At 39.7% G+C, this 20,759-nt stretch carries 20 protein-coding genes; 8 read left to right on the top strand and 12 right to left on the bottom strand.

Features of this window, described 5'->3' with window-relative positions:
- Positions 1-126: 126 nt before the first annotated feature.
- Positions 127-372, bottom strand: coding sequence for a helix-turn-helix domain-containing protein (locus BLS35_RS07915; RefSeq protein ID WP_090779551.1), 246 nt, complete (start codon positions 370-372; stop codon positions 127-129).
- Positions 373-499: 127 nt separating this feature from the next.
- On the opposite strand from BLS35_RS07915, the gene BLS35_RS07910 reads away from it, so the two are divergent.
- The 3 genes from BLS35_RS07910 (at position 500) to BLS35_RS07900 (ending at position 3,059) form a co-directional block, all read left to right on the top strand.
- Positions 500-808, top strand: coding sequence for a hypothetical protein (locus tag BLS35_RS07910; RefSeq protein WP_090779548.1), 309 nt, complete (start codon positions 500-502; stop codon positions 806-808).
- Positions 809-1,070: 262 nt separating this feature from the next.
- Positions 1,071-2,417: an adenylosuccinate lyase gene (gene purB / locus BLS35_RS07905; RefSeq protein ID WP_090779545.1), complete on the top strand. Its 1,347-nt coding sequence runs from the start codon at positions 1,071-1,073 to the stop codon at positions 2,415-2,417.
- A gap of 90 nt (positions 2,418-2,507) precedes the next feature.
- A complete protein-coding gene (locus BLS35_RS07900; RefSeq protein WP_090779542.1) occupies positions 2,508-3,059 on the top strand; it encodes a NifU family protein in 552 nt (183 codons plus the stop codon).
- 50 nt (positions 3,060-3,109) lie between these two features.
- Here the strand turns inward: BLS35_RS07900 and BLS35_RS07895 are convergent, their stop codons facing one another.
- The 4 genes from BLS35_RS07895 to BLS35_RS07880 all read right to left on the bottom strand — a co-directional run bounded on the left by BLS35_RS07895 (position 3,110) and on the right by BLS35_RS07880 (position 7,057).
- Complete coding sequence (locus BLS35_RS07895) at positions 3,110-3,904, bottom strand: inositol monophosphatase family protein (RefSeq protein WP_090779540.1); 795 nt, start codon at positions 3,902-3,904, stop codon at positions 3,110-3,112.
- Between the two features lie 12 nt (positions 3,905-3,916).
- The gene (locus BLS35_RS07890; protein WP_090779537.1) at positions 3,917-5,071 is read right to left on the bottom strand and encodes a prolipoprotein diacylglyceryl transferase; all 1,155 of its coding nucleotides are present in this window, start codon (positions 5,069-5,071) and stop codon (positions 3,917-3,919) included.
- A gap of 32 nt (positions 5,072-5,103) precedes the next feature.
- Complete coding sequence (mtaB, locus tag BLS35_RS07885) at positions 5,104-6,423, bottom strand: tRNA (N(6)-L-threonylcarbamoyladenosine(37)-C(2))-methylthiotransferase MtaB (RefSeq protein WP_090779535.1); 1,320 nt, start codon at positions 6,421-6,423, stop codon at positions 5,104-5,106.
- 67 nt (positions 6,424-6,490) lie between these two features.
- Positions 6,491-7,057 carry a UbiX family flavin prenyltransferase gene (locus BLS35_RS07880; RefSeq protein ID WP_090779532.1) on the bottom strand — a complete coding sequence of 189 codons (567 nt, stop codon included), beginning with the start codon at positions 7,055-7,057 and terminating at the stop codon, positions 6,491-6,493.
- Positions 7,058-7,399: 342 nt separating this feature from the next.
- Here BLS35_RS07880 and BLS35_RS07875 point away from each other — a divergent pair, with 342 nt between their 5' ends.
- Complete coding sequence (locus BLS35_RS07875; RefSeq protein WP_090779529.1) at positions 7,400-8,269, top strand: AraC family transcriptional regulator; 870 nt, start codon at positions 7,400-7,402, stop codon at positions 8,267-8,269.
- A 3-nt stretch (positions 8,270-8,272) separates the two neighbouring features.
- On the opposite strand, the gene BLS35_RS07870 is transcribed toward BLS35_RS07875, so the two are convergent.
- The 5 genes from BLS35_RS07870 to BLS35_RS07850 all read right to left on the bottom strand — a co-directional run bounded on the left by BLS35_RS07870 (position 8,273) and on the right by BLS35_RS07850 (position 13,379).
- Complete coding sequence (locus BLS35_RS07870) at positions 8,273-9,370, bottom strand: SGNH/GDSL hydrolase family protein (protein WP_090779527.1); 1,098 nt, start codon at positions 9,368-9,370, stop codon at positions 8,273-8,275.
- A 91-nt stretch (positions 9,371-9,461) separates the two neighbouring features.
- Positions 9,462-10,226 carry an SDR family NAD(P)-dependent oxidoreductase gene (locus BLS35_RS07865; RefSeq protein ID WP_175459581.1) on the bottom strand — a complete coding sequence of 255 codons (765 nt, stop codon included), beginning with the start codon at positions 10,224-10,226 and terminating at the stop codon, positions 9,462-9,464.
- A gap of 24 nt (positions 10,227-10,250) precedes the next feature.
- Positions 10,251-11,378 (bottom strand): DUF4861 family protein, encoded by a 1,128-nt coding sequence (locus tag BLS35_RS07860; protein WP_090779522.1) that lies wholly within the window; start codon positions 11,376-11,378, stop codon positions 10,251-10,253.
- A gap of 18 nt (positions 11,379-11,396) precedes the next feature.
- A complete protein-coding gene (gene kduI / locus BLS35_RS07855; RefSeq protein WP_090779521.1) occupies positions 11,397-12,239 on the bottom strand; it encodes a 5-dehydro-4-deoxy-D-glucuronate isomerase in 843 nt (280 codons plus the stop codon).
- 54 nt (positions 12,240-12,293) lie between these two features.
- Positions 12,294-13,379, bottom strand: a complete 1,086-nt coding sequence (locus BLS35_RS07850) for a LacI family DNA-binding transcriptional regulator (RefSeq protein WP_254778737.1) — start codon at positions 13,377-13,379, stop codon at positions 12,294-12,296.
- A gap of 104 nt (positions 13,380-13,483) precedes the next feature.
- On the opposite strand from BLS35_RS07850, the gene BLS35_RS07845 reads away from it, so the two are divergent.
- From BLS35_RS07845 to BLS35_RS07835, 3 genes are read left to right on the top strand one after another with little or no spacing between them, the layout of a single operon-like run.
- Positions 13,484-14,218, top strand: a complete 735-nt coding sequence (locus tag BLS35_RS07845) for a (Fe-S)-binding protein (protein ID WP_090779519.1) — start codon at positions 13,484-13,486, stop codon at positions 14,216-14,218.
- A 31-nt stretch (positions 14,219-14,249) separates the two neighbouring features.
- Positions 14,250-15,629 (top strand): lactate utilization protein B, encoded by a 1,380-nt coding sequence (locus BLS35_RS07840; RefSeq protein WP_090779518.1) that lies wholly within the window; start codon positions 14,250-14,252, stop codon positions 15,627-15,629.
- Positions 15,622-16,203 (top strand): LutC/YkgG family protein, encoded by a 582-nt coding sequence (locus BLS35_RS07835; protein ID WP_090779516.1) that lies wholly within the window; start codon positions 15,622-15,624, stop codon positions 16,201-16,203. The genes BLS35_RS07840 and BLS35_RS07835 overlap by 8 nt, the downstream gene beginning before the upstream one ends.
- A 2-nt stretch (positions 16,204-16,205) precedes the next feature.
- Here the strand turns inward: BLS35_RS07835 and BLS35_RS07830 are convergent, their stop codons facing one another.
- Complete coding sequence (locus BLS35_RS07830) at positions 16,206-17,447, bottom strand: MFS transporter (RefSeq protein WP_090779514.1); 1,242 nt, start codon at positions 17,445-17,447, stop codon at positions 16,206-16,208.
- Positions 17,448-17,652: 205 nt separating this feature from the next.
- Between BLS35_RS07830 and BLS35_RS07825 the strand changes: the two genes are divergently transcribed.
- Entirely contained in the window at positions 17,653-19,182 is a 1,530-nt protein-coding gene (locus BLS35_RS07825; RefSeq protein ID WP_090779512.1) for a choice-of-anchor I family protein, read from the top strand.
- A gap of 159 nt (positions 19,183-19,341) precedes the next feature.
- On the opposite strand, the gene BLS35_RS07820 is transcribed toward BLS35_RS07825, so the two are convergent.
- Entirely contained in the window at positions 19,342-20,724 is a 1,383-nt protein-coding gene (locus tag BLS35_RS07820) for an amidohydrolase family protein (RefSeq protein ID WP_090779510.1), read from the bottom strand.
- Positions 20,725-20,759: the final 35 nt, after the last annotated feature.

The following is a 20,759-nucleotide window of genomic DNA, read 5'->3' as shown; positions in this document are numbered from 1 at the left end:
CCAAGTGATTTAATTTGTTGGACAACACAATATACTACCTCAATTAACGTCTTTATATATGAGAGCGTTAATTTAGATGAGCGGAAATAGTTGGATTGACTATTTCCGCTTTTTTATTTACCAATATTATTTTTTTGCATTTATTTCAGAAAAATCAAAAAGCCCCATCAAGTCCATACCAAAAGCTTTCGCTATTTTATTAAGCGTACTGAGCTTTAAATCAACTCTTCCCTTTTCAATATTGATAAGCTGAGGATGCTCTATGTCAGCAAGTAAAGCAAATTGTCTAATGCTCAATTCGCTTTTCTCACGTAATCCTTTAATTCGTTCACCAAGCTTGCCTTTCAATAATTCTAGATCACTCGTATTCATCGATGAAAGATCAGCTTTGTAAAAAACATTTATGGTATACTTGGATATACCACTTTAACTCGAGATATTGCGTCTGTGAATTGATTTATACATTATTAAAACACAACTAATTAAAGGAGATCGAAATATGGAACCGCAAATCTTATCATTAGAAAACGATAAAATCATGAAAAAATTAGATTACCAACCAACTGGTTTAACCAATGCTGACTTGGAAAATCCCTTTGGTTTAATTGCTGACTTTTATGACAACAACAAGCTACATGAGACTAGAGAAAAACTTTGGCAATTATACAGAAGCTGGGTCGGTCATTCTACAGGTTTCGCCGAGGGAGAAGAAAATGCAGATATGTTATACTTCTATACACAACTAATCGATCTGATGAACGCCTGTTATATCTACACCGAAAAGAAAAAACTGTCCCCTAACTTCTGAAAAGTTCCCTCATAGTTAACTATACGTTAACTGTTTGAAACCGCCATATTCCCGGACATTACCCCGAGGTTACTCGGACATTACTCGGACACTACCTGGCTGGAGCCGAGTAGTGTCCGGTTAATGTCCGTTAATACACTGTGAATTAAATTGCTTTATAATAGAGTCAGAGCAAACCCAACCCCTTTTATCGTATGCTAATGCCTTTGCATACGGAATAATAAATAATGTTACCTTTGTGCTCGTAAAAACAGTTACATTCATGAATTTATCTCCACTTCAAGCTATTTCTCCGGTTGATGGACGTTATAGAAATACAACCTACGGCCTTTCTAAATATTTTTCAGAATCTGCATTAATTAAATACAGAGTCTATGTAGAAATTGAATATTTCATTTCATTATGTGAAGCAGGATTACCTGGACTAGATCAGTTTGACAAAGCGAACTATCCTAAGCTTCGTTTAATTCACGAACAATTCAATGATGAACATGCGCAGGAAGTAAAAGAAACTGAAAAAGTGACTAATCATGATGTGAAAGCTGTCGAATATTTCATTAAAAAACAGTTTGACCAGCTTGGATTTGAAAACTACAAAGAGTTTATCCATTTTGGCTTAACTTCTCAGGACATCAACAATACAGCGATCCCTTATACTTTTAAATTAGCCCTAAACGAAGTTTATTACCCAAGTATTGGCCAATTAATTGGTAAAATAAAGGAATTGGCTGTCGAATGGAAAGAGGTACCATTGTTGGCGCATACGCACGGACAACCAGCCTCTCCTACTAAATTAGGTAAGGAATTCCTTGTTTTTGCTGAGCGTTTGGAAATTCAGTTGCATAACCTGAAAGCCATTCCAAACAGTGCTAAATTTGGCGGTGCAACTGGAAACTTCAATGCACACCACATTGCTTATCCGAAAATTGATTGGGTACATTTCTCTAATCGCTTTGTAAATGAAGCTTTAGGCTTAACCCGCGCACAACACACTACTCAAATTGAACATTACGATCAGTTTGCAGCACAATGTGATGCTTTGAAAAGGATCAACAACATCATTATTGATATGGACAGAGACATCTGGGCTTATATCTCTAAAAATTACTTTAAGCAAAAAATTAAAGAAGGTGAAGTCGGTTCATCGGCTATGCCACATAAGGTTAACCCAATTGATTTTGAAAATGCAGAAGGTAACGCAGGTATCGCTAATGCTTTATTTGAATTCTTTGCTTCAAAATTACCTATTTCCCGTCTACAGAGAGATCTAACAGACTCTACCGTACTTAGAAATATTGGTGTGCCTATGGCTCATACTGTAATCGCTATGGCCTCTACTTTAAAAGGCTTAAATAAGATTATTTTAAACAATGAAGCTATCGCTGCCGACCTTGAAAATAACTGGGCAGTAGTTGCTGAAGCCATCCAAACCGTACTTAGAAGAGAAGCTTATCCAAACCCTTACGAGGCCTTAAAAGATTTAACCCGTACCAACCAAAAAATCACTGCTACAACTATGGCTGACTTTATTGACGGCTTAAATGTAAGTGATGAATTAAAAGAAGAGTTAAAACAAATCACGCCATTTAACTACACAGGAGTGTTTTAAGGATGATTTAAGATATAATGACCTAAAACAGACACCTGCGAAGGGAATTGCATCTATGAATTATTTATTTTTGTATAAAAAATTAAGACAATGACTATCAACGTATATACAGAACAAACACCAAATCCTGCTACAATGAAATTCATGGTCAATAAATTATTGATCAATGGCAGCGAAGATTTTGCAACTAAAGAGAGTGCTGAGCATTCTCCTTTCGCAAAGGAACTGTTTAAATTCAATTTTGTGAATGGTGTTTTTTTTGCAAGTAACTTTGTAACGATCACCAAAACAGAAGATGCAGAATGGGGAGATATTGAGCCTATTTTGAAGGAATTTGTAAAAGGAGCAGTTGAATCTGAATACAAAATAAAAGAAGATGCTAATGCAGAAGCACCGGCTTTTGAGGGAACTGACCTGGAAATCAAAATTCAGCAAATCCTACACGATTATGTTCGCCCTGCGGTTGAACAGGATGGTGGAGCAATTAGCTATAAATCATTTGATGAAGGTGTAGTAACTGTAGAGCTGAGAGGTTCTTGCAGTGGATGCCCTTCTTCTACCATCACGTTAAAGTCTGGAATTCAGAACTTGTTACAACGTATGGTTCCTGAAGTAAAAGAAGTAGTTTCGGAAGCTTTGTAGAAAGCAATAACGCATAAAAAAAGCGGTTCATTTAGCATGAACCGCTTTTTTTATGCGTTAAAATGTTTATTCATCAGCTCCAACAGCTCTTCATCCAGAAAAGCATTGGTCGCCAAAATTTCTCGTTTCTCAATAAATTCATCACCCCCACTGAAGTTCATGATATGTCCACCAGCCTGCTGTACAAGGTACGCTCCGGCTGCAACGTCCCATGAGTTGAGGTTGTATTCAAAATAAGCATCAAAGCGACCACAGGCCAGGTAAGCAAGATCTACTGCCGCAGAACCAATTCTTCTTAAGCCATGACACCTACGCATCGTTTCGGCCAAAAGTTGCATATACTGCTCCTGCTTATCAAACTCATAATAAGGAAAACCTGTCGCCAGTAGACAGTCTGATAGTTTAGGTCGTGAAGAAACAGTGATAGGCTTGTTATTCAAATAAGCAACACCGCCTTTATAAGTATAAAACATCTCCCCTCTGGTAATTTCATAAACTACACCTATTACAGGCTGATCAGCTTCATATAAAGCGATACTGATGGAATAAGTCGGCAAGCCATGAATAAAGTTAGTGGTGCCATCCAATGGATCAATAATCCAATTGTATACCGCCCCCTTAGTGCTGGCTGTCTTTTCTTCGGTAGTAAAACCCGCCTCTGGAAGGATTTTAGCCAAATTCCTAACCAATTGCTTTTCTGCAGTCTTATCCACATAAGACACCAAATCATTCAGTCCCTTCAACTCGATAGCCTTAGCATCAAAGTTCATAGACTCTTTTCTAATGAAATTACCTGTAAGTCGGGCTATAGCAATAACCTTTGAGCACAATGTTTCGTAATCCAAATCGGGTAGATTTTAATAGTTGGCTAATTTATCCTTATTCTTTACTGCGTTTAGCACAAGAAGCAAGCCAGACAAGAACATAATACAAGATAAAAATTCCGCCTGTGTAAACTGAATACCCGCCACATTGTATTTAGTATTTACTCTGATCAATTCGATGAAGAAACGCTCTACACCATTCATCATCAGATAAATTCCAAACATCATGCCCGGCAATTTAATACGATCGCGAATTTTCCATAAGATCAGGAACAAGATAAAACAAACGATAACCTCATAAAGTGGTGTTGGGTATGCCGGTTGAGCCAGCTCGTGACAAAACTTACCAACGCATCCAGGGATAGGTATACCTTCGTTAGCTACGTTATTTGGATATTTGTAAGCCCATAACCAGTCTGGAAGCCATGAGAATGGCTTAGGGTTTAAATTAGTGATCCCCCAATCTCCATCGCCTGACATATGACAACCAATACGACCAACACTATAAGCAAGCATCATACCTGGCCCACCAATATCTAGCATATGCAGTACTTTAACACCGTTTTTACGGGCAATGTACAGTACCGCTGCACCACCACAAATCAATCCACCATAAAAAGTTAAGCCACTAAAAGAAAGCAGGCTATTTATAGGATCTGCGACAAACGAGTCCCAGTGCTCCAGGTTATCAAATATCTTAGCGCCTAAAAAGCCCCATACCGCAGCCCAAACAATCAATGAGCCCATTAGCTCGTAAGGATGCTGAGTTACTTCAACCGTTTTTGGCTTATCTAATTTTACTTTATTTTTTTCCTGGTAATCCCAGTAAGCAAACAAACCAGCAAAAAATAAACCTCCCAGAATATTTCCCTTGCTAGAAAGCAATACCGTTTGGGCATCGGCTACAAAAAGTTTATAGTTTAATAGTGCATAAACCAATTTATAGCCAATAAGAAAGCCAAAAATAGCATTCGAAGCCATTTCGATAGCACTGGCAGGTTTGCCAATCGTAACTAATTTTTTTATAGGATGCAGAATTCCAAGCGCTTCTTTGCGCTTAAATTCTTGAGTAAAAGCCCAGTAACCAGCAACAAATGCTAAGGCAACAAAAACGCCAAATGTATTAAAGGGAAGGGGAACCTGTATACCAAAAAGGTATTCTATAAAATGAGATACGGTTGGAAACATAAGCTACGAAAAAGTTTTATGCGAATATAAGATTAATGCGCTAATACTTCCTGTGTTTCTTCAACTTCCACCTCACCGTCAGCAGTAAGTTCTACGAGTTTAACCGTTTTGATTTCATTAACCATTACCGGATCGTACTTCGCTTTTACTTTCACATAGTTTTTGGTAAAACCATGCATAAATCCGTTCTTCTGATCGTCTTCAAACAACACTTCACCAATCGTATTTAACTGCGATTGATAGAAGGCTCTACGCTTTTTATCCGATAAGATGTGGAGCATTTTACTGCGATCCGCACGGGTGCTTCCTGCAACACGGCCTTTCATTTCTGCGGCTTCCGTTTGCTCACGTTCCGAGTAGGTAAATACGTGCAGGTACGAAATATCAAGCTCATTCAGGAACTGGTAGGTATCCAGAAAGTCTTCGTGTGTTTCACCAGGAAAGCCCACAATTACGTCAACACCAATACAACAGTTTGGCATTACGGCTTTTATTTTGGCAACGCGTTCGGTATACAATTCACGTTGGTAACGTCTTTTCATCAGTCCCAATATCTTATTGGAACCAGATTGCAATGGAATATGAAAATGAGGGACAAACCTTTTGGAGGTTGATACAAATTCAATGATTTCATTGCTCAACAAATTCGGTTCAATAGAAGAGATTCTGATCCTTTCAATACCTTCAACTTCATCCAGTGCTTTTACCAGGTCGAAAAACTTATCCTCCCGCTGTCCATCACGAATCCCAAAATCGCCAAGGTTTACACCTGTCAATACAATTTCTTTAACACCACTCTCTGCAATTTGCTTAGCGCGATTCACTACATTTTCGATGGTATCACTCCTACTGCCACCGCGGGCCAATGGGATGGTACAATAGGTGCAAGGATAATCACAACCATCCTGTACTTTTAAAAAAGTACGGGTCCGATCGCCAATAGAATAAGCGGCAATAAAATTATGATTTACTTTTTCTATGTTTTGTTGGTGGATGACCGCTTTTGGCTGCTTGGTTAGATCAGAGATAAATTCTACAATTCTAAATTTTTCTGCAGCGCCCAATACCATATCCACACCTTCAATCTCAGCAATCTCTGTTGGCTTTAGCTGTGCATAACAGCCAACAATGGTGATATAAGCATGAGGTGCATATTTTAAGGCTTCTTTTACAACCTTACGACATTTCTTATCTGCATGCTCTGTTACAGAACATGTATTGATTACATATACATCCGCCGCGTCTGTAAAATCTACTACAGCATATCCAGCGTCGGTAAATAAACGGCCTATTGTTGATGTTTCAGAGAAATTCAACTTACAGCCTAATGTATAAAATGCAACTTTCTTCATTCTTTTCTATTGTAACCCAACAGCAATCGGCCGTGTGAGAATTCGCAAAGGTAAGGTTTTAGATGATTTATTCCTCATTCCAACGGTAACTATCCTGCTCTAGCCCCGCCAGATCAATCACCCGGCTTACCACTGTTTGCGCCACCTCTTCGATGGTTTTGGGAAGGCTGTAAAAGGATGGGCTAGCGGGACAAATAATCGCACCCGCTTCAGTCACTGTTTTCATATTATTGATGTGAATGAGGCTAAAAGGCGTATCACGTACCACTGCGATCAGTTTTCTACGCTCTTTAAGGACCACATCAGCCGCTCTTGAAATCAAGTCGTTCGAAATTCCATGGGCAATTCGACCAAGGGTTCCCATCGAACAAGGAATAATAATCATCGTGTCATATTTTGCAGAGCCGGATGCAAAAGGGGCATTGAAATCCATTTTTGGGTAAAATGTAAAGGGATAAAGATCGTAGTCTTCGTTGCCCAATTCAAAGCGCCAAACCTCTTTTGCATTGTCGGACATTACCACGCCTACTCTCTCCACCTGATCAGATAGCTTCAACAAACTATCCAGCAGCAATTTAGCGTAAACAGAGCCACTGGCTCCGGTAATTGCGACAATTATTTTCTTCTTCCTCATATCGTTTGTAAAGATACGGAAGCAGGGCAAACAAAAAAGGGCCGAAAAATTAATTTCGACCCTACATCTACCTATGAAAAACATACCCTCGAAAGGGTAAGCTCAAATGTAATTATCTTTTTTAATAAATGAAAGTTTAAACACACTTTTTTCAACTCTTTTTCTTCACAACAAATTTTTGTAGCCTTCCCGAAAAAATTAACATCTCTCAAATTTTTGACAAAAAAATTTCTTTAAAAATAATTAAGTGATTTTAGCATAATCTATAGTAATATTGGCAATTAAGATGTATTTAATAAAGATTTTTATACATTTAAACCTAGTAAAGGCTAACCAAATGTCATGAAACCGCAACTGCTTAAAGTTTCCAATAACCTCGTCAACTCTTTTAGCGCAAGAAGAGATAAAGTACCCTACGTCAATAATCGCTGGCATTACCATGCCGAAGTGGAGTTAATTTACTTTAAAAAAGGAAACGGCACCCAATTTATTGGAGATAATATCAAACGTTTTAGCTCTGGCGACATTGTACTTGTTGGCGCTCATCTACCCCATTATTGGAAATTCGACGATAGCTATTTTAACAATGAAGAAACAAACAATGCAGACGTGGTGGTAGTTCATTTTTGCGAGAACTTTTGGGGCAATCACTTCCTTTCACTTCCAGAAAACAAAGGCATGAAATTAACGCTTGAAAAGGCCCAAAGGGGTATTCAGATCCTGGATAAAAGCAAAAAACATATTGGAGATCTGATGGAGGAAATTCTATTGGCTACTGGCCCAAGAAGGATTATCCTTTTGATGGAAGCTTTACTCGCTATAGAAAGCAGTGCGCAGGCTAAGCCCCTATCTTCGATGGGATTCCGCAATAATTTTGAAGAAACAGAAAACGACAGGATCAATGCGATTTATAATTATTCGCTTACCCATTTTAAAAGAAAGATCCAAATGGAAGAAATGGCTGCAGTGGCCAATATCAGTCCAAATTCCTTTTGCAGGTATTTTAAAACCAGAACACGAAAAACCTATACACAGTTTATCAGTGAAATACGGGTTGGCCATGCTTGCAAACTACTGATCGAAGACAGCATGAATGTAAAGCAAATATGCTATGAAAGCGGCTTTCATAATTTCGCCAGCTTTCATAAGCACTTTAAAGTTATCACCGGTCAAAGTCCTTTAAATTACCAAAAGTCTTACCTCAGTAAATAACCTTTATTTTATTTTCCGGATTGCTTTTTCGTAGGCATCGGCATAATGCATCATACCAATATCGTTCGGATGGGTACCATCCACCATACTCTCTATATCCTGGTTGATCGCATCTTTCGTCAGATAATAGATGTTCTTCAGTCCCTTTGCTTTAAGCTTATCAAAAGCTGTTTTTAAAGCAACGTTTGTAACCTCGTAAGCTTTTTTCCTGGAAGCATTTATACCATCATCAGTGTAGCCATCATGCTCCGTCAACAAAATAGGTACGCCTGGTTTTTTCGACTGTAAATAAGTAACCGTAGCCTCTACCCGCTTCGTAACCTCTTCTCCGGTTACTCCGGTTAAATTAGGCAGACAATCTAAAACGTATAAGCTTGCATCGATTTCAGGCAACAATTCATAAACTTCTTTTTCCAAACGACCGTTCCCGGAAAAAGCTAAATTAACAACAGGTCGGTTCAGTTTACGACTTAACATTGAAGTCCATGCCAAGCCTGGGCGACTTGCGCATCCACCTTGTGCGATGGAAGTACCATAAACTACAATTGGTTTTTCTTTAGAAACAGGTAGTGCTGTAAAAATACTTTGCTCAGGCACACTGATTTCCATCCATTTCACAGTGTTATACAAAGGCAGGTATAAAGTATATTCTCGCGCTTCTTTACTTATCGTATTCAGGTTTGTGAATTTGTATTCTATTGTATCTCCAAATTTATATTTACCAGCAGCCCAAATCCATTTACCTTTAGCATCTTGTGCATATAAATCAACTCCACTTACACCGGTAGCAGGCATATGATCCATTCGCAGATAACCCGACACACTATACTTAATGATAATTTCTGAGGCATCTGATTTAAAACGAAGGTTAAGTCCCGCGTTGTTTTTAGACAAATTCCAGACCTCTTTACGCACGGATGTTTCCGCTTTGGCAGGTAGCCGATCGTAAAAACTTTGTAATCCGCTATGCCAGCCTTGTCCGCCTACTACACTCGTCTGGTCCTTTGCAGGATCCCAGGTTTTGTAAGTTACTTTCTCTTGGGCAAAAGTGATATTGGTACCGATCAGCACAAAAAGGGTTAATAAAAGGTTTTGTTTCATGTGTTTACATTTGTTTGGTATTCGAATATATAAAAAAAGCAGACTATAGTTAGTCTGCTTTTTTAAATTATTTAAAATGCACACACAGATGTTACCTGCCCATCCATCCCCCATCTACTGTCATCACAGTACCATGCATATAGTTGGAAGCTTCTGAAGCAAGGAATAAAACCGGACCTTTAAAATCTTCTGCTTCACCCCATCTGCCAGCCGGAATACGCTCCATAATAGAACGACTACGGTTTTCATCAGCTCTTAATGCAGTAGTATTATCCGTTGAAATGTAACCAGGAGCAATTGCATTTACATTTACACCTTTTGAAGCCCATTCGTTAGCAAACGCTTTAGTTAACTGACCGATAGCACCTTTACTGGCCGCATAACCTGGAACGGTAATACCACCTTGGAAGGTTAATAAAGAGGCTGTAAAAATGATCTTTCCACTTCCTCTTGCAACCATATCGCGACCGATTTCTCTAGTCAGGATAAAAGGTGCAGTCTGGTTTACAGCAATCACCTCATCCCAGAATTCATCTGGATGCTCAGCGATTGGCTTTCTAAGGATGGTACCTGCGTTGTTTACCAAAATATCAATTACAGGATGATCAGCTTTTACCTTTTCGCAAAAAGATTTCAATGAATCACGGTCGTTAAAGTTACACTGGTAAGCATAGAAATTACGTCCTAATGCCTTAACAGTTCCTTCTACTTCGCTTCCGCTCAGTTCAAGATTAGCAGATACACCAATAATGTCTGCTCCTGCTTCAGCCAAAGCCTCTGCCATTGCTTTACCAATACCGCGTTTACAACCGGTAACCAAAGCTACTTTTCCTTTTAAATTGAATAAATCAAGTATTGCCATTTCTTTTATTTTTTAATATTAAAGAACACTAACCTTTAAAGGCTGTTCTAATTGTTTTTTAAAGTTATTCAGGTAATTAAACCATGATTGCGCATTGGTAATTTCATTGCCTTTGCTCCATGCAGAACCATTGTAATAAACCACTGGTTGATTACCTTTAGCTGAAGTACGTGTCAACAAATGTGTTTTATCAGTACCCATGCTTAATTGTCCGCCCAACACAATAGTCCCTACTCCTGTAGTCCCGTCAACACCATGTTGCGGCTCCCAGTAACCTACAATACCTTGCGTTTCGTCCATTAAAATGGTTCCAGCCTCTTTCCTTTTTACAATACCTACTACAACTGGTAAAGCATCACCACTATAAGTGTAAGCTGCTTCTACCCTGTTCATGTGCGATCCTGCATCCAAAGAAATGGTTTTAGTTACCCTAACAGACTTTCCTGCTACGTCCCAGGCATCATATCCCAGTTCAAACGTAGTACGTAATGGTCCATTGTCTAATACTTTCCAGTAGTGGTAGTTTTTAGCAAAGAAAATAGAGTCTTTTACAATTGGAGCAATGTCTCCAGCACCCAATGTAAAACCTACACTGTAATAATCCATTCCATCACCATGATCAGTATGGTAATCACCAGTTTTATACCACTCATTGATGATCAACTTGTTTGTTCTTTTCACCCATACATCCGTTCCAAAGGCATTGTCTTTTCTAGTTTCCAATGCTTTTCCATACATACGGAAAGCTACTTTATCGTTCTCCCATGCAAAATCGTCATAACGTTCTGGTACATAACGACCATAAGTTTTTTTGGCGATAGGAGCCGGTTTACCAGCAACAATTGACAGCTTAGCACTACCATTTGCTTTCAAGCTTACTTGAACCAATAAGTTTTGTACTTCCGCTTGTCCACGACGCTCCAACTGAAAAGGAACTTCCTTTTTGGTTGCTGAGTTTAGCACTTTAAAGTTAGCCGTATCCAAACGCGGATACTTAGCCACAATACTGCTCCAGCTTACCGGAACAACAGCATTTGTCCTGTCCAGTTTTGAAGGATTAGATACCGTAATGGTAGCTTTAGTTTGCGCAATTACCGGAGCATATAATCCCGGCAACAACAACAAAAGACCAATTATTTTCTTCATTCTATTATCGTTTAAACACTACTTTAAATCATTAATTGCACAATGGTCCATATCACCATAATCTAAGTTCTCACCTGCCATTCCCCAGATAAAAGTATAGTTACTAGTACCAGCTCCAGAGTGGATAGACCAGTTAGGTGAAATTACAGCTTGCTCATTTTGCATCCAGATGTGTCTGGTTTCCTGTGGTTCACCCATAAAATGACATACGCTTTGTCCTTGAGGCACTTCAAAATAGAAATACACTTCCATCCTTCTATCGTGTGTATGAGCTGGCATAGTATTCCATACGCTTCCGCTTTTCAATTCAGTCATCCCCATTTGCAACTGACAAGTAGGCAATACACTGTTTACCAATAATTTATTAATCACACGGTGATTTGCAGTCTCTGGCGTACCTAATTCAACGATTTCAGCTTCTGCTTTAGATACTTTTTTACTTGGATAAGTATGGTGAGCTGGTGCAGAATTGATGTAGAACTTTGCAGGATTGTTTTTATCATCAGAAGCAAAAGTTACTTCTTTAGTTCCTTTACCTAGGTATAAAGCTTCTTTAAATTCTAATTCGTAAGTAACCCCATCCGCAACGATTTTACCTTTTGCGCCAACGTTAATGATCCCCAATTCTCTTCTTTCCAGGAAATAAGCAGCTTTCAGGTTTTCAGGATTAGACAAGGCTACAGCCTCATTTACCGGCATTACACCTCCTGTGATATAACGGTCGAAATGAGATAAAGTAAGCTTAACAGCATCTGCTTCAAATAAGCTTTCCATTAAAAAATTCTTGCGTAAAGCAGCAGTATCAAATTGCTTTGCTTCACCTGGACTAACTGCATAGCGGCTTTCAAAAGATGTTTTCATTGTTTTTTTATTTATTTATTCATCCACCCCGATGGGATGTTATCGTGTTACTAATTAATTTGTACTAGTCGATTTTCTACTGATTAGCTCTACAGGAATCATGACCGGTTCTGTTTTATATGTCGGCCCGTCCTCATCATTACTCAATAGCTCAATCACGGTTTCCACAATTCTTCTACCCACCAGGTTTGGAAACTGCTCAACCGATGTAATCGCTGGCGTAATGATGGCCGTACGCGGATCATTTGAATATCCCGCAACTTTCAATGCATCCGGTATAACAATCCCCTTCTCTTTTGCGTATTCAATAGCGGCAATAGCACTCGTATCATTGTCGGCAAATAGACCATCTGGTCCCACTCCCATCGCAAACATTTTCTGCATGGCAAGGATTGCATTACTATGGGTTAGTTCCTGATGAAAAATCCAATCCGGATTTACCGGCAACTGATGTTCTTCCATTGCCTTTAAAAAACCTGCAGCTCTATCCTGATAAAGATTAGAAGTTAAAGGCCCAGAGATGTGTGCAATTCTTTTGCAACCAGCGGCAATCAAATGATTGGTAGCCAGATAAGCGCCTTTAAAATCATTACCTTTTATCAAGGTTGCTTTATAATCTCCTACTGGCACCCTATCGTAAAAAATCACAGGAGTACCATGTTCTATAAATTTATCGAAATGACTAAAATCTACGGTTTGTAATGTACAAGCTGCAATCAGTGCATCAACCCTTGATGAATATAAGGTTTCAGCCAATTCCCGTTCCATACTTACCGAATCATTAGACTGGCAGATGATCAGACTATAACCATGCTTATGCAGGTCATTTTGTATAGTAGTAATCACTTCGGCATGAAAAAACATTGAAACCCGCGGAATGATCAACCCTATTGTACGCGTCCTGTTGCTACGTAAGCCTGAAGCCATATGATTGCGCCGGTAGCCTAGCTTCGCAGCCATCTCTACCACGTCATTTCTGGTCTTTTCCTTTACATAAGGATGGTTATTTAAAGCACGGGAAATCGTTGCAGGTGAAAGCTTTAGTGCTTCCGCAATATCGAGTATGGTATTCTGGTAATTCTTTTTTCCGACAGCCATAAAACAATTAAAGATGGGCAAGCTAGCATTTTTTTTAATCATCTGAAAACGTTTGCATAAATTATCATAAATGTGAACATGGTATGACAGCACAGGACAGTGCGATTATTTAAAAATCCTATATTTAAACGCAAAACCCAGTATACATGAACGTAGGCCTATTTATACCTTGTTACATCGACCAATTTTATCCAAATGCGGCCATAGCTACTTTAAATTTATTAAGCGGACTTGGCATAACAGTAAAATATCCTGTCAACCAAACTTGTTGTGGACAACCAATGGCCAACTCTGGCTTTGAACATCTGACTCAAGGCTGCAACGACTTATTTATTGACAACTTTGCCGAATTTGATTACATCGTTTCTCCTTCGGGAAGCTGTGTGTTACATATAAAGGATCACTTACATTCGCCTACAGCAGAAGACAAGGCCTTAGGAATTAGAAAAAAAGTATACGAATTAACGGAGTTTTTAACGGACGTGCTTAAAGTAGAAAAACTATCGGCCCGTTTTCCACATAAGGTAGGCGTACACCAAAGCTGTCACGGTCAGCGTGGTTTAATGCTTGCGCAAATGTCTGAATTGGTAGATGCTCCTTTTTCGAAACCCCTGCATTTATTAAAAATGGTAGAAGGTTTGGAATTGGTGGAACTGAGCAGACCGGATGAATGTTGTGGTTTTGGCGGCACCTTTTGTGTAGCCGAAGAAGCCGTATCAGTAAAGATGGGCAAAGACCGCGTAGCGGATCACGTAAATCATGGCGCGGAATATATCACAGCGGCAGATATGTCTTGCTTAATGCACATGGAAGGTATCCTGCGTAGGCAAAACAGCAATGTTAAGGTGCTACACATTGCAGAAATATTAAGCGCACAATAGTTTTAACAGAAAAGTACAACAATAAAGACACATGAGTTCAGGAACAAAAGACCACGCAGCTTTATCAGATATATTTAATAAAGATGAGGAAAGGGTAGACTGGCACGACGAGACTTTATGGTTTGTTCGCGCAAAGCGTGATAAAGCCGCTCACAACATACCCGAATGGGAAGCATTAAGGGAATCCGCTTCCCTGATTAAAAACAATGTACTCTCTAACCTCCACAACTACTTAATTGAATTTGAGGAGCAAGCACAAAAAAATGGTGTTACCGTACATTGGGCAGTGGATGCAGCAGAGCACAATCAAATTGTACATGCTATATTAAAAGAACATGGTGTAAACCGCCTGATCAAAAGCAAATCCATGCTTACGGAGGAATGCCATTTGAATGAGTACCTGAAGCAAAATGACATTGAGGTAGTTGATACAGATTTGGGCGAACGCATTGTGCAACTGGCACAGGAGCCGCCAAGTCATATTGTGTTGCCCTGCATCCATAAAAAGAAAGAAGAAATAGGCGAATTGTTCCATGAACATCTGGGTACACCAGAAGGTATGTCTGACCCTGTATTCTTAACTGCTGCCGCCCGTGAACATTTACGTGAAACCTTTTTAACGCGCAAAGCCGCCATTACCGGGGTAAATTTTGCTGTGGCTGAAACAGGTGAATTTGTAGTTTGTACCAACGAAGGTAATGCAGATATGGGTGCACACCTTGCCGATGTACACATTGCTTGTATGGGCATCGAAAAGATCATCCCTAAACGCAAAAACCTGGGTGTATTTTTGAGATTATTAACCAGGAGTGCAACGGGACAACCGATTACAACTTATTCTAGTCATTTTAAAAAACCTAGACCAGGTCAGCAAATGCACCTGGTGTTGGTGGACAATGGCAGAACAACCCAACTGAGCCGTCCTGACTTCCGCAATTCACTAAAATGTATCCGTTGCGCAGCTTGTATGAACACTTGTCCGGTTTACCGTAGAAGTGGTGGGCATAGTTACCATACCGCAGTTGCAGGACCTATAGGTTCCATTTTGGCACCAAATCTGGATATGAAAGAATATTCTGATCTGCCTTTTGCCTCTACCCTATGTGGTTCATGCAGTAATGTATGCCCGGTTAAAATCAATATTCACGAACAACTTTATAAATGGAGACAGGTGATTGTTAAGGAAGGCTATGCCGACCCGACAAAGAAACTGGCCATGAAAGCAATGGAATTTACCTTATCTAGCCCTTTCGTTTACAAAAACGCAGGAAAAGTAGGACGTTGGTTTATGAAGCATGCGCCATTTACAGTAAACAATAAACTAAACCTTTGGTACCAACACCGCGAAATGCCTGCAGTGCCTAAAGAATCATTTGGAGAGTGGTACAAGAAAAATAAAAAGAATGACTAGCAGAGCAAAGATTTTAGAGAAAGTATTAAGCAATCAACCGGAAGCACAACCATTGCCAGCCGATTCATTCACCACATTTCCAGCTGCAGATCCTGTACAGGCATTTGCTACGGTACTCACTACCATCGGTGGTACTTTTATCCCGGTTTCAGATTATCAGTCTGTTCAAAAATACATCCTTGAACATTTTGCCGGTCAACGCATTGTTTCTACTTTACCCGAATTAGCTGAGGTATCAGAGCAAGGCTGGGAAAATCAAGATCCCCATAGTTATGCAAATGTAGACCTTGCAGTAATCAGCGCTCATTTTGGAGTTGCAGAGAATGCGGCATTATGGATTACCGAAGATTTAATGCATCAACGTGCAATACCCTTCATTTGTCAGCAGCTTGCTGTTGTGGTCAATAAAAAAGAGATTGTGCAAACCATGCACGATGCCTATTTAAAAATAGGCATCGCTGATTATGGTTTTGGAAGTTTTATTGCCGGGCCATCTAAAACAGCCGATATTGAACAGTCATTGGTACTTGGGGCTCATGGGCCAAAAGGAATGACTGTTTTTGTTATGGATTAATCTTAATCCTCAATAAAATCAAGGTCTTTGTGATGGGTTTCAGGAATGGTCCTGATGCAGTAAAAGCCTATGCCAAAACAAATCAGGCCTAGTAAAGCCGCAGCGTTTAGAGGCAATACAATAGGCTTTAAAGTCGTATAAAAGGTAGTCATCAGCACTACGGTTCCTCTTACCATATTTGGTATGGTAGTGGCTGCTGTAGCTCTTACATTGGTACCAAACTGCTCGGCTCCGATGGTTACAAACATGGCCCAGTAACCAATACCGAATCCTACCCAAAGACACATCCCGTATAGCCCAAATGCCGTATTTATACCGCCATAAAGATATACAATAGCCCCAATTGCTGTAAAGATCATCATATAGGTTACGGCGCGTATACGCGATTCTAGCCAATAGCTAACCATTCCGCTCACCAGATCTCCCGCCGAAAGACCGACATAACACCACATTACCGCAAGTCCGGGTTGTATGGCCTCAGTAATGCCCAGCGCCTTACCAAATTCATTACTAAAAGTGGCAAGAATACCAATCACATACCAGGTTGGCAAACCTATACCAATGCACTTCAAATACAAGATCAGCCTGCTTTTCTTAGTGAAAAAAGATAGAAAATTCCCCTTGGCTACATTGCTCTTTTCTTTCATCGTATGGAACATACCGGATTCGAATACGCCTATTCTTAAAAACAGTAACAAAATCCCCATTCCCCCACCTATGAAATAGGCGTTTCTCCAACTGAACATTTCTACCGTAAAATATCCGGCGACGGCCCCCATCAATCCAACTCCTGCAACAACTGAAGTGCCGATAGCCCTCAGTCTTTTAGGTAAGCTTTCCGACACAAGGGTAATTCCTGCGCCCAATTCCCCAGCGAGACCAATACCCGCTATAAAACGGAGCAGTTTATATAGGGTTACATCATGCACAAAACCACAAGCAAAGTTTGCTACAGAATAAGTAATGATGGAGCCAAAAAGCACAGAAAGACGGCCTTTCTTATCGCCCAAAACACCCCAAAGGATACCACCGAGCAGTAATCCTGTCATTTGCCAGTTTAAAATACTAGCACCTTCAATTGAAACCTGAGCCTCATTGAGACCAAGTTCTGTTAAGCTGGGTATCCGTACGATACCGAATAAAAGTAAGTCGTAAATATCTACAAAGTAGCCTAAAGAAGCTACAATAACAGGAGCGCTTAACAGGTAGGCTGCTGCGCTTTTCTCTTTGGTTAGGTTGGTCATTTAATATTAATGGTTTGGTTTTTACAGTACAATACTAAGATATTTATTTTTATAAAAAACTATCAATTCATTTTAAATTTATTTCATAATGATTCAAACAAGAGTCAGAAGCCCCATAAAACACTAAATAACAATACCTTAATATTAAGCTTAAATAGCGATCATGTTGCAATCATACTTTCGCAGATAAACTTAATAAATACATATGAGAAAATTTTTACTATTTGCCCTTCTTTTGACCATCGGTATAACCAGTTGTAAAAAAGACAAATCTCCGGAATCCATTGACAATGAAGATCCGACTACTTTTGCAGAGGTAGGTTCATTTGATGTCGGCGAGGTTGGCGCTGCTGAAATTTCAGCTTTCGATCCGTTAACCAAAAGGCTTTTTGTGGTTAAAAATGAAAACGAAGATGTTGCCGGAAAAACACCAGTAAATCAAATAGAGATTATCGATTTCGCAGATCCCTCTAACATGAAATCAATTGGGATGATTAGCATGACTCCTTTTGGCGGAGCGGTTAACAGTATTGCGGTACATGACGGTAAACTTGCAGCAGCTATACAGGATAAAACAAAGCAGGCAAATGGGAAAGTAGTGTTTTTTAAAACCAGCGACTACAGCAAAATCGCTGAAGTTACTGTAGGCGCATTGCCAGACATGGTAACCTTTTCACCAGATGGGAAATATGTTATGAGTGCAAATGAAGGTGAACCAAGTGCTGACTACACCAATGATCCTTCCGGTACAGTATCTATTATAGATGTAGGTAACAATTATGCGGTAACTACCATTGATTTTTCTTCAATGGAAGGACAAAAAAATGCACTAATGCAAAAGGGCTTCCGCATTTTCGGCCCAGGATTGAATTTTGTCAAAGATATAGAGCCAGAGTACATCACCATCTCAGATAATTCAAAAACTGCCTGGGTTACTTTACAGGAGAACAATGGAATTGCAAAAATTGATATCGCCTCTAAAACAATCACCGATATCTTTCCCCTAGGTTTTAAGGATTATAACCTAACAGGTAATGAGATAGACCCTAGCGATAAAGATTCCAAAATGGAACTAGCTAAATGGAACGTTAAGGGAATCTATATGCCCGATGCGATCGCCGTTCTCGAATCTTCAGGTATTCCTTACTTATTTACAGCCAATGAGGGTGATGCAAGAGAGTACGACCTATTCAAAGAGGCAAAAAGAGTTAAAGAAATCAATCTTGATCCAACTGCGTTTCCAACAGCTGCATTACTCCAGACAGAGGCACAACTCGGCAGATTAAATATCACCACCACAATGGGCGATGCGAACCTTGATGGACGTTTCGAGCAATTATATTCATTTGGCGCACGCTCATTTTCGGTATGGAACGGCAATACTGGTGCACAGGTATTTGATAGCAAGAATGAACTGGATGTCAAATGTATAGCCGAAAAAGTATATGATGATGGCAGAAGCGATGATAAAAGTGTTGAACCGGAAGGTATCACCATTGGCACAATGGGTAACAAAAAAGTAGCTTTTCTAGGTATGGAAAGAGCCGATGCCGTAGCCGTTTATGATGTTACCATTCCCGCTGCTCCAGTATTCTTAAAATTACTTAAATGTGGCGACGCTCCTGAAGGTGTTCTTTTTATCCCGGCAAAAAACAGCCCGACAAAAAAGAGCCTGCTGGTAGTCAGCAGTGAAGGAGATGGTGTACTGAAAGTTTACAGTCCAAAAACTATATAGAGACAATTTTAGGAAAAGCCCTGCAGATTGTACTGCCCCCAAAAGTTAGATACTATTTGGGGGCATTTTTATGAAAAAAAAAAGGAAGCATAATTCACGGCCGATACTGTGCTGAAGAACAACAAAACCTGGAAAGCACAAAAAAGCAGATGGGGATCATTATTTTTTATAAACAACGCCATCTTTAATGATCGTCTTGCTGGCCAAAAAGTTTTCATTGCTGTCAAATGGGCTTTTGTCCCAAATAAGCAAATCCGCTTTTTTACCTTTTTCAACTGAACCATATTTATCGTCCAGCCCCAGAGCTGTCGCCCCGTTAATAGTCGAAATTTGTAAAATTTCAGCGGTTGTAAATCCATAAGCTGATAAAAGCAGTTGTTCTGAGATAATCGCTTTACCACCATTGGGCCAGTCAGTGCCGATTCGGAGTTTTACACCCTGGTCAAACAATTGTTTGACGTAACCCATGAATATACTAAAGTTCGCTTTGCACCGGGCCAATTGCGACGCGGTTAAGGAGGTATCCATTTGGTTGGTAAAATAGGTTAATCCATACGGCTCGGCCATCAAGTGAATAGATGTAGACATTGAAGCCTTGCAATTTGCAAGTTTTTCGATCAAAGCATTTAACAATGCTTTTTTGTTGTCGTGGATAAAGCGAAACATTTCTAACCGCTCCAACTGGCCGTTTGCATGGCCCGAGCCATAGTAACTTTGCATATCCAAATCAAATTCCTTGTCGTCAGTTTGCGCATGCCAAACACTGTTGACTAAAGTTAAAATGTGCTCATAATTACGCAGGCCTATAGTTAATGCGGTATCTATATACATCACATTTTGGTCGACATGCCCGTAAACATTCATCCCCAGGCTGTCGGCAGTTTTAAACGCAGCTTCAAATTCAGGCTTGCGCAGCTTCCAATAAAGCTTAAGATGCCTAATACCCAAATTATGATATTCGATTACCTTTTGCTTTGCAGCTGAAGATGATTTGACTATAACGTGGTTAATATAAGGTTTACGGCTTTGTTCGGAAACCAATGCTCCGCCGACGGTGTAGATATCCAGCTCATTTGGCCGGGGATCATTTTGCCAGTTTAATATCGGCTGCAACCATTTTTCAGATTGCCCCATGATCATGGCAACTGTCACACCATAGGGCAAAAAACTATCGGAGATCCGCTTCCTATAAAGTTCCATTGAGTCTTTTAGCAAGTACTCTGGCAAGGGACCGTAAGCGCGATAAACATCAGTAGGATGAATATGGGTATCGACAAACCCCGGGGTGACTAACTTTCCCTTAGCATCTATCATATACAGAGCAGCGTAGCGCTTTTGATCTCCAGTTATCTGAGTGATGATACCGCCTTTGATCAGGATTGTTCGCTTAGATTTAAGGGTTCCTGTTTTGGTGTTAAAAACTTTCGCGTTTTTTATAACCAGATCATTTTTTTGTCCAAAACAGGTAAGTGTGACAAAAAAAAACAGTGTAAGCGTAATTAATTTCATTTGCATTGAAGCTAAGGCTGTTTTGGTTTTCATGCCCAAAGAAAAATAAAACTTTCAGGATACAGCAT

The sequence above is a fragment of the Pedobacter sp. ok626 genome (genome assembly GCF_900100435.1).
In the GTDB taxonomy this organism is placed as follows: Bacteria; Bacteroidota; Bacteroidia; order Sphingobacteriales; family Sphingobacteriaceae; genus Pedobacter.
Note: the sequence above shows the minus strand (reverse complement) of the source record. Positions and strands in the feature narration are given on the sequence as shown.

Coding starts and splice junctions, on each gene's coding strand:
- BLS35_RS07915 (WP_090779551.1), bottom strand. CDS start 372: ATGAATACGAGTGATCTAGAATTATTGAAAGGCAAGCTTGGTGAACGA.
- BLS35_RS07910 (WP_090779548.1), top strand. CDS start 500: ATGGAACCGCAAATCTTATCATTAGAAAACGATAAAATCATGAAAAAA.
- purB (WP_090779545.1), top strand. CDS start 1,071: ATGAATTTATCTCCACTTCAAGCTATTTCTCCGGTTGATGGACGTTAT.
- BLS35_RS07900 (WP_090779542.1), top strand. CDS start 2,508: ATGACTATCAACGTATATACAGAACAAACACCAAATCCTGCTACAATG.
- BLS35_RS07890 (WP_090779537.1), bottom strand. CDS start 5,071: ATGTTTCCAACCGTATCTCATTTTATAGAATACCTTTTTGGTATACAG.
- mtaB (WP_090779535.1), bottom strand. CDS start 6,423: ATGAAGAAAGTTGCATTTTATACATTAGGCTGTAAGTTGAATTTCTCT.
- BLS35_RS07880 (WP_090779532.1), bottom strand. CDS start 7,057: ATGAGGAAGAAGAAAATAATTGTCGCAATTACCGGAGCCAGTGGCTCT.
- BLS35_RS07875 (WP_090779529.1), top strand. CDS start 7,400: ATGAAACCGCAACTGCTTAAAGTTTCCAATAACCTCGTCAACTCTTTT.
- BLS35_RS07870 (WP_090779527.1), bottom strand. CDS start 9,370: ATGAAACAAAACCTTTTATTAACCCTTTTTGTGCTGATCGGTACCAAT.
- BLS35_RS07860 (WP_090779522.1), bottom strand. CDS start 11,378: ATGAAGAAAATAATTGGTCTTTTGTTGTTGTTGCCGGGATTATATGCT.
- kduI (WP_090779521.1), bottom strand. CDS start 12,239: ATGAAAACATCTTTTGAAAGCCGCTATGCAGTTAGTCCAGGTGAAGCA.
- BLS35_RS07850 (WP_254778737.1), bottom strand. CDS start 13,379: ATGATTAAAAAAAATGCTAGCTTGCCCATCTTTAATTGTTTTATGGCT.
- BLS35_RS07845 (WP_090779519.1), top strand. CDS start 13,484: ATGAACGTAGGCCTATTTATACCTTGTTACATCGACCAATTTTATCCA.
- BLS35_RS07840 (WP_090779518.1), top strand. CDS start 14,250: ATGAGTTCAGGAACAAAAGACCACGCAGCTTTATCAGATATATTTAAT.
- BLS35_RS07835 (WP_090779516.1), top strand. CDS start 15,622: ATGACTAGCAGAGCAAAGATTTTAGAGAAAGTATTAAGCAATCAACCG.
- BLS35_RS07830 (WP_090779514.1), bottom strand. CDS start 17,447: ATGACCAACCTAACCAAAGAGAAAAGCGCAGCAGCCTACCTGTTAAGC.
- BLS35_RS07825 (WP_090779512.1), top strand. CDS start 17,653: ATGAGAAAATTTTTACTATTTGCCCTTCTTTTGACCATCGGTATAACC.
- BLS35_RS07820 (WP_090779510.1), bottom strand. CDS start 20,724: ATGAAAACCAAAACAGCCTTAGCTTCAATGCAAATGAAATTAATTACG.